At 62.1% G+C, this 13,359-nt stretch carries 13 protein-coding genes and 1 tRNA gene; 3 read left to right on the top strand and 11 right to left on the bottom strand.

Annotation, left to right across the window (positions count from 1 at the left end; translation table 11 throughout):
* Positions 1-9: 9 nt before the first annotated feature.
* Positions 10-1,017, top strand: a complete 1,008-nt coding sequence (locus PGP17_RS12405; RefSeq protein ID WP_270375671.1) for an NADP-dependent oxidoreductase — start codon at positions 10-12, stop codon at positions 1,015-1,017.
* 127 nt (positions 1,018-1,144) lie between these two features.
* On the opposite strand, the gene PGP17_RS12400 is transcribed toward PGP17_RS12405, so the two are convergent.
* Positions 1,145-1,474, bottom strand: a complete 330-nt coding sequence (locus PGP17_RS12400; protein WP_135943506.1) for a hypothetical protein — start codon at positions 1,472-1,474, stop codon at positions 1,145-1,147.
* 80 nt (positions 1,475-1,554) lie between these two features.
* Between PGP17_RS12400 and PGP17_RS12395 the strand changes: the two genes are divergently transcribed.
* Positions 1,555-1,821 carry an HU family DNA-binding protein gene (locus PGP17_RS12395; protein ID WP_135943505.1) on the top strand — a complete coding sequence of 89 codons (267 nt, stop codon included), beginning with the start codon at positions 1,555-1,557 and terminating at the stop codon, positions 1,819-1,821.
* Between the two features lie 75 nt (positions 1,822-1,896).
* On the opposite strand, the gene PGP17_RS12390 is transcribed toward PGP17_RS12395, so the two are convergent.
* From PGP17_RS12390 to PGP17_RS12355, 8 genes are all read right to left on the bottom strand, one after another.
* Positions 1,897-3,270 carry a class II 3-deoxy-7-phosphoheptulonate synthase gene (locus PGP17_RS12390; RefSeq protein WP_270375670.1) on the bottom strand — a complete coding sequence of 458 codons (1,374 nt, stop codon included), beginning with the start codon at positions 3,268-3,270 and terminating at the stop codon, positions 1,897-1,899.
* 152 nt (positions 3,271-3,422) lie between these two features.
* On the bottom strand, positions 3,423-4,595 hold the full coding sequence (locus tag PGP17_RS12385; protein WP_333485402.1) for an isovaleryl-CoA dehydrogenase: 1,173 nt from the start codon (positions 4,593-4,595) through the stop codon (positions 3,423-3,425).
* A 99-nt stretch (positions 4,596-4,694) separates the two neighbouring features.
* On the bottom strand, positions 4,695-6,368 hold the full coding sequence (locus PGP17_RS12380) for a glycoside hydrolase family protein (protein ID WP_270375668.1): 1,674 nt from the start codon (positions 6,366-6,368) through the stop codon (positions 4,695-4,697).
* Positions 6,369-6,429: 61 nt separating this feature from the next.
* On the bottom strand, positions 6,430-7,422 hold the full coding sequence (locus PGP17_RS12375) for a Kelch repeat-containing protein (RefSeq protein WP_270375667.1): 993 nt from the start codon (positions 7,420-7,422) through the stop codon (positions 6,430-6,432).
* Between the two features lie 57 nt (positions 7,423-7,479).
* Positions 7,480-8,871 carry a magnesium transporter gene (gene mgtE / locus PGP17_RS12370; protein WP_135943500.1) on the bottom strand — a complete coding sequence of 464 codons (1,392 nt, stop codon included), beginning with the start codon at positions 8,869-8,871 and terminating at the stop codon, positions 7,480-7,482.
* Positions 8,872-8,986: 115 nt separating this feature from the next.
* Positions 8,987-10,750 carry a polysaccharide deacetylase family protein gene (locus tag PGP17_RS12365; protein ID WP_270375666.1) on the bottom strand — a complete coding sequence of 588 codons (1,764 nt, stop codon included), beginning with the start codon at positions 10,748-10,750 and terminating at the stop codon, positions 8,987-8,989.
* A gap of 140 nt (positions 10,751-10,890) precedes the next feature.
* A tRNA-Leu gene (locus PGP17_RS12360) sits at positions 10,891-10,977 on the bottom strand.
* Positions 10,978-11,057: 80 nt separating this feature from the next.
* Positions 11,058-11,303 carry a FliM/FliN family flagellar motor switch protein gene (locus tag PGP17_RS12355; RefSeq protein ID WP_135943498.1) on the bottom strand — a complete coding sequence of 82 codons (246 nt, stop codon included), beginning with the start codon at positions 11,301-11,303 and terminating at the stop codon, positions 11,058-11,060.
* A 102-nt stretch (positions 11,304-11,405) separates the two neighbouring features.
* Between PGP17_RS12355 and lipB the strand changes: the two genes are divergently transcribed.
* Positions 11,406-12,098 carry a lipoyl(octanoyl) transferase LipB gene (gene lipB / locus PGP17_RS12350; RefSeq protein ID WP_135943497.1) on the top strand — a complete coding sequence of 231 codons (693 nt, stop codon included), beginning with the start codon at positions 11,406-11,408 and terminating at the stop codon, positions 12,096-12,098.
* Positions 12,099-12,155: 57 nt separating this feature from the next.
* Here lipB and PGP17_RS12345 read toward each other — a convergent pair whose 3' ends face one another.
* Both PGP17_RS12345 and PGP17_RS12340 read right to left on the bottom strand, forming a co-directional pair.
* On the bottom strand, positions 12,156-12,674 hold the full coding sequence (locus tag PGP17_RS12345; RefSeq protein WP_270375664.1) for a hypothetical protein: 519 nt from the start codon (positions 12,672-12,674) through the stop codon (positions 12,156-12,158).
* Between the two features lie 90 nt (positions 12,675-12,764).
* Entirely contained in the window at positions 12,765-13,274 is a 510-nt protein-coding gene (locus PGP17_RS12340) for a DUF805 domain-containing protein (RefSeq protein ID WP_270375663.1), read from the bottom strand.
* Positions 13,275-13,359 lie beyond the last annotated feature (85 nt).

Genomic DNA, 13,359 nt, shown 5'->3' with positions numbered 1-13,359 from the left:
GGACCGATCATGAAATCGCGCGAAATCCACCTGACCAAGAACTTCACCGGTCCGGTCAAGCCGGACTATTTCGAACTTGCCGAGGTCGATGTGCCCGAGCCGAACGATGGCGAGGTCCAGGTCAAAAACGAATGGCTCTCTGTCGACCCGTATATGCGGGGCCGGATGATCGGGGTGAAGACTTACGTCGATCCGTTCAAGCCGGGTGGTTCCATGGAAGGCGGCGCTGTCGGGCGCATCGTCAAATCTAAGTCCGACAAGTACGCCGAAGGCGATTACGTGTTTTCGATGCATGGCTGGCGCGAGGCCTGGACCGCGCCGGCCAAAGGACTGATGAAGGTCGATGCCGACCTTCTGCCTGCGCAGACCTATCTCGGCATCGCCGGCATGCCGGGCCTGACCGCCTATGTCGGTCTGAAGCGCATTATCGACCTCAAAGACGGCGAGACACTCTGGATGAGCGCCGGCGCGGGTGCGGTCGGCACGGCCGGGATCCAGTTTGCCAAGGCCATGGGCGCCAAGGTGATTGCGACAGCCGGCGGAAAAGACAAGTGCGCCCTTTGCGAGGAACTCGGCGCAGACGCGGCCGTGGACTACAAGGCCACCGACGATCTCGCCGGCGCGCTTCGCGCTGCGGCCAAGTCGATCGGATCAAAAGGCATTGATGCCTACTACGAAAATGTCGGTGGGGACCATCTAGAGGCGGCGCTCGATGTGCTGAACCAGTATGGACGCATCGCTGCGTGCGGGATGATCGCCCGCTATAATGACGATCGCCCGGTGCCGGGGCCCGCCAACCTGGTCCAGATCGTCGGCAAATCGCTCAGGATGCAGGGCTTCATCGTGATGGATCACGTCGATCTGAACGACGCTTTCATCAAGGACCTGTCCGACTGGATGATGGCAGGCAAGGTCCAGTCGAAGGAAACGGTCTACGAGGGCATCGAGAACATGCCCGAAGCGTTCATGGGGCTGTTTAGCGGTACCAACACCGGCAAGATGCTGGTCAAGCTCTGAGCGAGATCGGGCCTACCCGACGGTTGATCATCGTGAAGGCCGGGCTTTGTGCCCGGCCTTTGCGATTCCAGAAACGACTGCCGGCAAATGTCGCAGACGCAGAAACTCCCGGCCGCCCGGACTCCCTCTACCCCTGCGGGTAAGAAGCCCGCCGCTTGAGTCTGCCGAGAAGGCCGCCTCCCGCGACAGCGCCCGCCAGCGCAGCGAAATCGGAGCTTCCCGTGAGGGTGTCGATCCCCCAGAACGCGAGAATCGCTGCGCACACGGCCAGACTGGAAACCGACAAAGCGTTCAAGAATGGATCAGAAACCTGTCTCATGGTTTCTAAAATGCAAACGATGAGCCAGAAGCGCGCCTGATTATTAACCATAAAGCGTAAGTTTCGCCGGTCTGACTGCGGAAAACCGCTGTTTTCTTCCGTATTGGCTTGCATTGCCTGGCAAGAATCGCGCTTCATTCGCTTGTCCTATCGGAAGAGCGGCCAAGTCGGGATGTCCTGTTTCGATGCCGCCAGAACACCAAAGGGGGGTCCCCTCAATGAACAAATCTGAACTCGCTAAAGCCGTCGCCGACGCGTCCGGCATCACCCGCACGCAAGCTGGCGAAGCGGTAGATGCGGTGATCGACTCTGTCACCGGCGCCGTGAAGAAAGGCGACACCGTTCAGCTCGCCGGCTTCGGCACCTTCCACCCGAAGCACCGTGAAGCTCGCGAAGTCCGCAATCCGCGTACCGGCGAGAAGATGATGTCCAAGGCGAAGACCTCGCTGGCCTTCCGCCCGGCGTCCTCGTTGAAAGACATCTAAGCGATCCACATCGCCACGATGACAAACGCCGCCCGGTTGATCCGGGCGGCGTTTTCAATTGTGGGTCTGCCAGCATTATTCCGCTGCGCGGCGAAACCCCTGGGCGGGTTTGAGCGCGTCAGAAATCTGGAACGCCATTTCCAACGCCTGATCGGCGTTCAGGCGCGGATCGCAATGAGTGTGATACCGCGAGGACAAGTCAGCCTCGGACAAGTGTCCTGCCCCGCCCACGCACTCGGTCACATCCTGGCCGGTCATTTCGAAATGGACCCCGCCAGGCTCCAGACCTTCGGCCCGCAGGACTTCGATGAATTGCCGAAGCTCGCTCAGCACTGAATCGAAGATCCGGGTCTTGTAGCCGTTCTGCGTCTTGGTCGTATTGCCGTGCATGGGGTCGCAGGACCACACGACCCGCTTACCGGCGGCCTTGACCTTGCGCACCAGCGGCGGCAGCCCCTGACCGACTTTGTCTGCGCCCATGCGCGCATAGAGGATCAGCCGCCCAGCCTCGTTTTGCGGGTTGAGGATGTCGATCAAGCGCAGGAGTTCGTCCGGATCCAGGCTAGGGCCGCATTTGAGGCCAATCGGGTTTTCCAGCCCACGCATGAATTCAACATGGGCCCCGTCCGGCTGGCGGGTACGATCGCCGATCCAGAGCAGGTGTGCAGAGGTGGCGTAGTAGCGCCCGGTAGAGGAATCCACGCGCGTCAGGGCTTCCTCGAAGGGAAGGTGAAGGGCTTCGTGACTGGTAAAGAAGTCCACGCCCTCCAGCGACGGGGCTGAATCCTGCGTCACGCCGCACGCGCGCATGAACGCCAGCGCCTCGCCGATGCGGTCGGCGTATTCCTGATAGCGCTCGCCGGCTGCGCTGTTGCCCAAGCGCTCCAAGGTCCACTGGTGGACATTGTGCAGATCGGCATAACCGCCCGAGGCAAGTGCGCGCAGCAGGTTCAACGTGCCGGCTGCCTGGTCATACGCTTTGATCAGACGGTGCGGGTCCGGCACCCGCGCTTCCGGCGCAAACGCCATGTCGTTGATGGAGTCCCCGCGATAGCTCGGCAACTCGACACCATCCTGAATCTCGACATCGGACGAGCGCGGCTTGGCGAACTGTCCTGCTATCCGACCGACCTTCACCACAGGCTTGGCTGCAGCAAACGTCATCACGACGGCCATCTGAAGCAGCACGCGAAAGGTATCGCGTACATTGTCGGAGGAAAACTCCTTGAAACTCTCCGCGCAATCGCCTCCTTGAAGGACGAAAGCATCGCCATTGGCCGCATTGGCCAACTGGCGCCTCAGGCGGCGCGCCTCACCCGCAAAAACAAGCGGGGGGCGCCGGCGCAACTGGTCGAGTACATCGTCGAGCTGGGAGGCATCCGGATAAGTGGGGAGCTGCCGCACTTGCTTGGTTTTCCAGCTATCAGGGGTCCATGTTTGCGTATTCATTGCCTTGCCAGTCACTCTGCGTTGGATGATTACTGTATGTGGATAAGTCGCGTGCGGTAAGCCCTCATGCTGCAGCCGCGTCATAATGCATCAAAAAAACCCCCGGCCAATCTGGCCGGGGGTCTGGTCACGCGATAATGCGTAAGTTCCGCCTACCGGCTTTGTTCGAAGAGTTCACGTCCGATAAGCCAGCGGCGAATCTCGCTGGTTCCGGCGCCGATTTCATAGAGCTTTGCATCGCGCAGCAGGCGACCCGTCGGATACTCGTTGATATAACCGTTGCCACCAAGAATCTGGATGGCGTCCAGAGCAGACTGGGTCGCCGCCTCGGCCGCAAACAGGATTGCGCCTGCAGCGTCCTTGCGCGTCGTCTTTCCCCTGTCGCAGGCCTGGGCGACCGAATACACGTAGGCGCGCGATGCATTCATGCGGGTATACATGTCAGCCAGCTTGCCCTGGATGAGCTGAAACTCACCGATCGACTGACCGAATTGTGTGCGTTCGTGGACATAGGGCATGACCACGTCCATGCAGGCTTGCATGATGCCGACCGGACCGGCCGCCAGAACTGCCCGCTCGTAGTCCAGTCCGCTCATCAGAACTTTAACGCCGCCACCGATGCCGCCGAGGATATTCTCTTCGGGCACTTCGCAGTCTTCAAACACCAGTTCACCGGTTTCCGAGCCACGCATCCCGAGCTTGTCGAGCTTCTGCGCGATCGAGAATCCGGTCATCCCCTTCTCAATCATGAAGGCGGTGATGCCCTTGGACCCACTCGCGGGATCGGTCTTGGCATAGACGACCAGCGTGTCTGCGCTCGGCCCGTTAGTGATCCACATTTTCGAGCCGTTCAGGATGTAACGATCACCCTTTTTTTCAGCCTTCAACTTCATGGAGACCACATCTGACCCTGCGCCTGTCTCCGACATGGCGAGCGCGCCAATATGTTCGCCGGAGATGAGCTTGGGCAGGTATTTTTCCTTCTGCGCCTGAGATCCGTTTATCCGGATCTGGTTCACACAGAGGTTGGAATGGGCGCCGTAGGACAAACCGACCGATGCGCTGGCCCGCGAAATCTCTTCCATCGCGATGCAATGTTCGACATAGCCGAGCCCGGAGCCTCCGAACTCCTCCTCGACCGTGATACCAAGCAAGCCGAGTTCACCCAATTTGGGCCAGAGATCGGCAGGAAACTCGTCCTTGGAGTCGATCTCGGCCGCACGCGGCGCGATATGGTCGGACGCAAAGGACTGAACGGTGTCACGGAGCATGTCGGCGGTATCGCCGAGATCAAACTCCAGAGTGGGATATTGATTAGAGATCATGCTGGCGGAGATACCACTTCGCCCGTCGCCGTCAAGCGCGCGGCCGGACGTTGCGCAGCCTATCCCTATCCCGTTTTGACACCCTGCGACGATTTTCGATTATTCGACGGAGGATCTCACCGGCGTATCATCAGAGGGCTTGGCCCGTGTTGCAAGCATCCAGCCCGAGGCTGTCATGAGTACGAGCCCGAGCGCCAACGACACCGGTCCCGTCACCAGAAAGCCCTCGCGTTGATAAAGATCGAAATGGCGGATGAGATCCCATGCTCCGAAGCCGCCTAGTCCTGCACCGATGGTGAAGTTCAACGCGTAGATCCACCGCCCGTCAGCCTGCGACGGAGACTGGGACGTCTCATGATGGAACGCATCGTGGGCCTCTCGCCCTGCAACCAGTTCAGGATGCAGCTCTTCCTCATCGGTGTAGTCGAGTTCTTCAAATTCAGCGGGGCGCGTCACGCCGCCCACTTCGCCAGAGAAACCAGGCGCCGGCGCGGGGCCGTCATCGTGAACGGGAGGCTGGACCGTGACGGGTGCTCCGCGCACAGGAACCGGGCCTACCGATACCGTGCCATAGACAAATCGCTTGTCCGCTGGCGCCGCGCTCACCGGAGCAGAATCGGCCTTGACCGGAGCGACCGCAGCGGGCGCCGGGGATGCACCAGATTGGGCGAATTTTGCCTGACCATAAATGGGCTGCAGGAAGGCATAGCCCAATTGAACTTCCGGACTGAGCTCCGGCGCGGCGGAGTCGGAATCGCTGGTCGGAACGCTGACCGACGTGGCAATCTCCCGGGCCATACGGGTCATGACGCGCTGCACGGTCGCATCCTGTTCCGCCTTCTCCAGCGAGGAGGAGGCGGTCGGCGTTTCAATACTCGGGTCCGCCGGCTCGACAGACGCCTCATGAGGGGAGGTCCCCTCTTCAGCCGAATCGACGGCAGGCTCATCCTTGATGTCTTCGGCCGGGCCCACCGAACGCTCCAGCGCCGCTTCGGCCGGCTCAAGCGAAGCGTCAGGTTCGCTATCCGGCTCCGGGCCAAGCGCGCGATCAAGCGGCGTGTCATTGTCTTCAACCTGGTCCAGACCAAGCGCTTCGCCGGTGTCTGCTTCGCCTTCCGGCGGATCTTCAAATTCGATTTCCAGATCGACCAGCGGACCGAGACGCGGCTGGGCTGTCTCTTCGAGATCATCGCCCAGGGAAGCGCCGATGTCGGCAACCTCAGGCTCGATCACTGCAATCGGGCTCGCTCCGGATGCAGATTCTCCTGATCCGGTCGCGTCGGAGCGTGAGGAGGCTTCCGTGTCCGCGTCGTCCGCAGACTCAAGCCCTTTCAAGAATAGCGATTTTTCTGCAGCGCGGCGCGCGACCAGACGGTCGGATACGACCAGGCGGCCGTCTTCTTCGGCTCGCACCCAGGTTTCCATCGCCCGGGCTGCATCCTCCATCCGGCCCGCTTTGGCCAATCGCGCCACGTCAGAGACCTTGAAAGCACCCGGACCGATCGAACAGGCAAAGGAGACGAGCGCGTCACGTACCGGTCTGGCGAGACTTTCACCGACACCGGCCTCAACCGCCTGCTCGGCGTTCAGGACGTCGTAGATCATCAGGAGTTCGGCGTCGTCGCGCGAGACCGCCACGCCTTCGCGCGCTGTCGTCGTGTGACCATACCCCACGACCCACCGGCGACCCCTGCGGACCGCTTCGGGCCGGAAGGGTTCATGGGCCTTGATAAGCTCCCGCGCTGCGCGGCTCGATTTCAACTGCGGTTTCATCGCTGTCCCGTTTAGAAACGTTTAACGCCTTCACGGAGGGTGTGATGCAAACCCGAAGCCGTTACTCCCCGGACGGGGTGTAAATGTCGACCGAGCTCACGGCGGTGAACGGCGCGAAGAAGCCGGAGCCAGCTCCGCCACCGATCAGGAATATCTGGTTGCCATTGCTGGCAGCGGCCGCTTCGGTGCGTGGCACCATGAGTTGCGGACCGCTCTGCCAGCGGCGTTGCGATACCGGCAGGTAGAGCATGTCCGACAGGGTGCGGCGCAGGTCCGGGCTACGGCCCCCAAAAACGTAGATCACCCCATCGTGAAGCGCGGCGGCATGGCCGGCACGTGGCTCAGGCAGCGCCGGACCGATGCGCCAGACGCCGGTCAGCGGGTTGAAAACGTCGACGCGAGCGGTCGCCTCGCCGCCCGTGGCGCCTCCGAGAAGCCAGATTTCGTCTCCTACTACGACTACTACCGCGCCGCGACGGTTGATCTCGGGAGGCGCTTCGATCGCCGACCACAAGCCGGCCTCGATGTCGTAGACAAACACACCCGGAGCGCCCTCCTCTCCGCCGATGGCGTAAAGCGATCCATCGAATGCAACGAGCGAGAACGCCGCCTTGGGCCCGGGAAGATCGGCCTCGGCCTGCCAGACATCCATCTCGGGATCGTAGGACCAGACCCCGGAGGTCGCACTGCTGGTCGAGTCCGAGCTGTACCCGCCCGCAATCCAGAGCCGTTCATCGCCCGCGGCCATGCCGAAACGCTCCAGCCCGGTGGGCAGAGGCGCAAGCGGACGCCAGCGCCCGGTAGCGGTTTCATAGACCTCGAAATCGTCGCGCGGATTGACGAGGCCGGCACCGCCGGCGGCATAGAGATTGCCCTCAAACTCCACGGCACTGAGACCGGCGCGCGGCGTTTCGAGATCAGGTCCCTGACGCCACGCTGTCGTGGTCAGGCCCTGATCGGAGTTTTGCGAACCGGCCGCGTCCTGTGCAAGCGCGGGCGCCGCACTCAATGCGCCAGCGAGACCCATAAGGGCCAAGGTGTGTTGAAACTTCATCTAAAAGCCCTCTCAAGCGTTTGTTCACGCCCCCGGCCGAGCCACTGTCGAGACGAACTAAAGCAATACCATGGCACCCAGGCCCAGGAAGACGAAAAACCCCACCACATCGGTCACCGTGGTCACGAAGACCGATGAGGCGACGGCAGGGTCCGCACCGAAGCGCTTCAGGCCCAGGGGCACGAGGATGCCTGCCAGTCCGGCGCAGGCCAGATTGATGATCATGGCCAGCGCAATGACCCAGGCCAGTGTGAAGCTCTGGAACCACACGCCTGCAATCGCCCCCATGAGGATGGCGAAGATCAGCCCGTTCACCGCGCCCGCGGCAAACTCGCGCCAGATGACACGCGCCGCATTGGAGACCGTCAGATCGCGCGAGGCGATGGCCCGCACCGCGACGGCAAGCGATTGCGTACCGGCATTGCCGCCCATCGAGGCGACGATGGGCATGAGGACAGCGAGCGCCACAAGCTGGGCGATGGCGCCCTCGAACATGGCGATGACCCCGGACGCCAGCACCGCCGTTCCCAGGTTGACGAGCAGCCAGGGCGCACGCGCGCGCACGGAAGACCAGACGGTGTCCGATGAGCCAGCCTCGTTCACGCCGGCCAGCGCGAGCATGTCTTCCTTGTTCTCTTCCTGAATGACATCGACCATGTCATCGACGGTCAGCATGCCTGAGAGCCGGCCATCATCATCCACGACCGGGGCCGAGATCATGTGGTATTTCTCGAAGAGATAGGCCACCTCTTCCTGATCGCGATCAGGCCGGATGATGGCCTGGGGCGCCACCATTATGTCGGCCAGCCTGACATCGCGACCGCAGCGCATGAGGCGCGAGACCGGGATGGAGCCGACCGGTTTGAACGCTTCATCGACGACAAAGACTTCAAAGAAGAGATCGGGCAGATCCTCGCCGGCGCGGCGCATGTGGTCGATCGTGTTGCCCACGCTCCAGAAGGTGGGCGCTGCCACGAACTCGCGCTGCATCAGGCGCCCGGCCGTGTCCTCCTCGAACGCCAGCGAGCTTTCCAGCCGCTCGCGATCGCTGTCGGATACCTCGGCCAGGACACGCGCGCGCATTTCCGGGTCGAGATCCTCGACCACCAGCGTCATGTCATCGGAATCAAGATCCTGGATCGCCTCTGCGAGATGACCGGGATCGAGTTCGTTGATGATGTCCGCGCGCGTATCGTCCTGGAGCTCGGCCAGCATTTCACCGCCGAACACGCGTGGCGCCAGCTCGGCCAGCGCGATCTGCTGGTCGTAGCTCAGCTGTTCCACCGCATCGGCGGCGTCGGCGGGGTGAAGGTCTTCGAACAGGCCGTGGGCGAGCGCCGCATCGGAGTCGGAGATGGCGTCGACGATTTCCCCGATCAGCTTGTGCGTGACCTGTTCCTCTTCGTCATGCGGGACGGTCTCATCAAGCAGGTCGGCAGAGTCGGACATGGAGACCTCGGGCTGGCGGAGCGCGTACGAGGAGCGAAGATAGGCGCCATCCAGCTAGAAATCGAGCGCACTGAACGGTTGTGCCTGCGCGCAAGAGCCAGCCAGTTCCCGGCGTTCACGGACGCGCGACCGGCACCCGTTGAGAGCCCCGAACACCGTCCAGAACGAGTGAGCCGCCAGTCTTGGGAAACAGGATCACCAGATCTGTCAGGGTCTCCGGCGCCGTGACCGCTACGGCGTCTCCGTCAAAATCCACTTCTGCAAGGCTGCGGGCGCTCCACCAGCGGCCAAATTGGCGCAGCGAGCCCATCCACAATCGGCCTGCATAATGGTCCATCAGGCGTTCTTCGAACTCGAGCTTATGGCCCGTGATATCGGGATGGATCAGCACGGTGGCCACGCCGCCATGGCCAGTCACATCATCGATGACGTCAACCGCCGCATCGAACCGGTCGCCAAGGCGCGGGGGCTTTTCATCCTCGATCGTAACGGGGAACTCCCAGACTGGAACCAGCGCATTGCCGGAGCGGGCATGGGCCAGTTGGTATGGCAGGTGGGTCAGGACTGTGTTCGCAGCAAGGGTCGAAGAGTAGCGATAACCGGTTGCCGCCAAGGCTTCAGGAAGAGCTGGATGATTGGCCAGATACCCTGAGCGGAAGGACGCGACCTCGACTCCAAGCACCTCCTCGAGCAGAAACCGCGATACCCGCAATTCGCCAAGAACAGTCCCGTCCCGCGTTTCGGTAAAGCTCTCCACGAACGGGCGATAGTCCGGATAGCTCTCGGACCCGCTTCCGAGCGGAAAGGAGGCAAATGAGCGCGAGTGTGAAACGCTATGACTTCCAATCTCCATGCCTTGCGCGGTCTCGCGCATCGGCTCCAGGTTTTCCTCATTAAAGAAGACGTCGTCGTTCCAGTCGCGAATAACCCGGGTTTGGATGAAGAAGGTCGCGGACCGATTTCGGCTCCGCACAGCCTGAGCGAAATGCGGTGCATTCGCCACGGAACGCGTGAAATCGATATCGTGGGTGAGGATGAGACTGCCCTGCCAGCCGGCTGGCGCGGTGCCGATCAAATAGGGCGTATCTTCGCCCTCCACATAAAGGTCCCGAATCCAGCGATACATGAGGTCGAGGCTCGGGTCGTAGGAGTTCACCGCCTGGGCAGACACCTGCTCTGACCGGCCATTCATCGCGCGATTTGTCAAAGAGCCGAGATCCAGACCGAGAATGCAGGCACGGCCGCCGGCACGGCGACACACCGCCGCCGCGGTGCCGTCGTCGAAGTTGGCCATGCGCACAGCCGTGGTCGGGACGATCCCATAGCTGCCCACTTGGGCTTCGGCGCGCGGACTGTTGAAGCGGGTCAACCGATCGCCAGGCGCCAGCGAAGCGTCGAGCCAGCGGATTTCGGACCGGCCGCGACCTGGATGCCGCGATGCCACACCGAAAAGCGCTTCCAGACCGCCCCCGGCCAGATCGAAAGTCAGCACGGTGCCCCCGCGTCGAACATGATCAGCCAGGCCGCCAAGCGCCTCGGCCGGCAGCAGACGGCCGGAGATCGAAGGATAGGCGAGCACCACCTCGTGGCCCATCGCGCGGGCCGGATCCCGCGTCATCGTGAACGGGATTCCATGCGCTTTGAAGCCACGGACCAGACCCAGCCAGTTGGACGCAGGATCGGTGACCAGCACGGCCAGCCGGTTGGTCCCGCCCCGCTCATAGTCGCGCACCCGAGCAGGCTCCGCGCCGCTAATCAGCGTCGGCGCAGTGGGGCCCTCTACGCCGCTGAACTCATAGATGCGGGTGCTGGAATCGTGCAGCACAAGCCATGCGCCAATGGCGGCTATGACGGCGAGTGCAATGACGTATCGCTTCATGGTGCTCCCTATGCGGAGCGGACAGAGCGAAACTCAACCCAATCCCCGCCAGGATTTGCGCTTCCTGCGTCGCCAGAGCATCAGATGCCCGGCCTCAATCCTGATTGTGAGGAATGCCCGGTTGTCGGGACGTTCCCAAATGGTGCGGCCGAGAAGACTCGAACTTCCACGGGTTTTACCCCACAGCGACCTCAACGCTGCGCGTCTACCAATTCCGCCACGGCCGCGAACTTGGGAGCCGGGCGTGTAGCAAGCCCGGTCAGATTTGTGAAGTCCCCTTGTGCAAGGGGCGATAGAGCTTGAACAGTCAGTCTGCGAAAAAGTCGGGCACATTCGCCGCGTCGGTGATCTGCACTGCGACCCGGTCGCCCTGGATCATGATTTCGCCCCGCGCAATGGGGTGATTATTCGCCAGAATCCACACCTCGTCATGCTCCGCGGCATCGAGCGGAATCACCGCGCCGCGTCCCATGCGGAGAAACTGATGGATCGGCAGGCGCGAGCGCCCGAGAATGACCGATATCTCCACCTTGACCTGGCCGAGCTGGCTCATGAATTCATCCCAAATGTCGCGCTGCACTCCGATGCCTTGTCAGGCACCTTGAGGACCACGATGTTCGGTGCCGGTTTCAGACCCGTTAAGGATGACGACAATATGCAGATGGATGGCGTGGGCTGGGCAGTCTCGAAAACGCCGGTTGACTATCAGGCAGCCGTCGAGGCCATGGAGGCGCGCGCTGCCGCCATTGCCGCGGGCGAGGCGGGAGAACTGATCTGGCTGCTCGAGCATGCGCCGCTCTACACGGCGGGAACGAGCGCGAAGCCGGAAGACCTCCGGCAATCGGATCGCTTCCCTGTGCACAAGACCGGACGGGGCGGAGAATATACCTATCACGGGCCGGGGCAGCGCGTGGCCTACGTCATGCTGGACCTGACCAAGCGCGGGCGGGATGCGCGCCAGTTCGTTCGCAACCTGGAACAATGGATCATCGACACGCTGGAGCGCTTCAACGTGACCGGCGAGCGGCGCTGCAACCGGGTGGGGGTCTGGGTCGACCGGACCCAGCCGGGCGGCCCGGAACGCGAGGACAAGATCGCCGCCATCGGGATACGTCTGCGGCGCTGGGTGAGCTTTCACGGGATCGCGCTGAACGTGGAGCCCGATTTGTCCCACTTTGGCGGCATCACGCCGTGCGGCATCTCCGATCCGCGCTACGGCGTGACGAGCCTGGTCGATCTGGGATTGCCCATCACGATGGAAGACGCGGACCTGGCGCTGAAACAGGCTTTTGAAGGCGTGTTCGGCAAGACGAAACCTGAAGAGCCGCCGGTTGCCGACCGGCCTTGAACACTGGCGGCTACCAGCTTCTCAGCGAGTACAAGCCTGCCCGCGCTGACGCAGAGGTCAGGCCCGCGGCCCCATGCGCGCGTACCACAACCCCATCAGCAAGGCTGCAATCCAGAAGCCGAACAGCGAAGGCCACGCGCCTGCCCCGGCCAGCTGAAGCGCGAATTCGGGCCCCTGATTCTCCAGATAGGTCTGAAAGCCCTGCATCAGCGCCGGGTCCTGGGAGGCTTCCTGAAGCGCCTGCGGGTCCTCGGTATTGATCCCCTGGCTTTGGAAATACTCGAATAACAGCGGTGTGAGCGACACCGCCATCGCGATCAGGGCAACGATTCCCTTGGCTGCGAGCGCGACAGCGGCCGCGATCATGGCAAGAGCGCCTGGCCGGCCCGCATCGCGAAGCCGGTTGATATGGAGGGCGATGAAAAAGAACACGATGATCAAAAAGGTGAGTAGCCCCGCACCCGGACCGGCGAGGGTTATACGCAACGCATCGATCAGGGCGATAACGCCCAGTCCAAGCCAGTAATCGTCCGCATCGGCGCGGTAGACCGGCAAGAAGGCAGTCTTCAGGTTCATCTCGGATCACCGGGTCAGCAACAAACGAAACGCGCGACGGGTATGACCCGCCGCGCGTTTGTCATCAACGTTTCTATACGCTGGATACGTCTAGGCCGCGGGCGGTTCGTTACCGCCGGGCGGCGTGGAATCGACCGGTTCAGATGAAATCGTGCGAACAGGAGGCTGTCCAAACCGGTTCGAACCCGCCTCGCCCGCAATCACGCCAAGCCAGATCGTGTATCCGAGCCAGATCAGGCTTCCCAGACCGGTGAAGAGCAGCAAGCTGCCGCTGGCGGCCAGGATCGTTGCGGCATCGACCTCATTATTGTTCAGGCCGGCGGCCAGCAGGCTACCGCCTGCAAAGGCGAAGGCGAGAACCGTGAGAGCGATCGAAACGCCCCAGACAAGAGCATGGATCCAGGCGGTCTTGCCGATGTCGTGCAACCGCTTCCCGTAGACGCAGACGCCCACATAGATCAGGCCCAGCCACAGAAGCGTCCCCAAAATGGGGATCATCCCGGCAAGAATGTTGCCGAGGATGAGGATCATGATTCCGACCCAATACTCTTTCTGACCAATTCGCCCGTTCGGGCTGAAAAGCAGATTCGTGAAATCCATTCTACGTCCTCCCAGAACTACAAGGCCGGAGCGTTGAGTGCGTCGCCAGCCCTGTCAAGAAAGAGGGGCGATGAAGCGTTCACCT

Origin of the sequence: Marinicauda sp. Alg238-R41, from assembly GCF_947331485.1 — a bacterium.
Lineage (GTDB): Bacteria > Pseudomonadota > Alphaproteobacteria > Caulobacterales > Maricaulaceae > Marinicauda > Marinicauda pacifica.
The sequence above is the reverse complement of the archived record's forward strand: the minus strand, read 5'-3'. Positions and strand labels throughout refer to the sequence as shown.

Coding starts and splice junctions, on each gene's coding strand:
- PGP17_RS12340 (WP_270375663.1), bottom strand. CDS start 13,274: ATGGATTTCACGAATCTGCTTTTCAGCCCGAACGGGCGAATTGGTCAG.
- PGP17_RS12400 (WP_135943506.1), bottom strand. CDS start 1,474: ATGAAGCGCGATTCTTGCCAGGCAATGCAAGCCAATACGGAAGAAAAC.
- lipB (WP_135943497.1), top strand. CDS start 11,406: ATGCAGATGGATGGCGTGGGCTGGGCAGTCTCGAAAACGCCGGTTGAC.
- PGP17_RS12365 (WP_270375666.1), bottom strand. CDS start 10,750: ATGAAGCGATACGTCATTGCACTCGCCGTCATAGCCGCCATTGGCGCA.
- PGP17_RS12390 (WP_270375670.1), bottom strand. CDS start 3,270: ATGAATACGCAAACATGGACCCCTGATAGCTGGAAAACCAAGCAAGTG.
- mgtE (WP_135943500.1), bottom strand. CDS start 8,871: ATGTCCGACTCTGCCGACCTGCTTGATGAGACCGTCCCGCATGACGAA.
- PGP17_RS12355 (WP_135943498.1), bottom strand. CDS start 11,303: ATGAGCCAGCTCGGCCAGGTCAAGGTGGAGATATCGGTCATTCTCGGG.
- PGP17_RS12375 (WP_270375667.1), bottom strand. CDS start 7,422: ATGAAGTTTCAACACACCTTGGCCCTTATGGGTCTCGCTGGCGCATTG.
- PGP17_RS12385 (WP_333485402.1), bottom strand. CDS start 4,595: ATGATCTCTAATCAATATCCCACTCTGGAGTTTGATCTCGGCGATACC.
- PGP17_RS12405 (WP_270375671.1), top strand. CDS start 10: ATGAAATCGCGCGAAATCCACCTGACCAAGAACTTCACCGGTCCGGTC.
- PGP17_RS12380 (WP_270375668.1), bottom strand. CDS start 6,368: ATGAAACCGCAGTTGAAATCGAGCCGCGCAGCGCGGGAGCTTATCAAG.
- PGP17_RS12345 (WP_270375664.1), bottom strand. CDS start 12,674: ATGAACCTGAAGACTGCCTTCTTGCCGGTCTACCGCGCCGATGCGGAC.
- PGP17_RS12395 (WP_135943505.1), top strand. CDS start 1,555: ATGAACAAATCTGAACTCGCTAAAGCCGTCGCCGACGCGTCCGGCATC.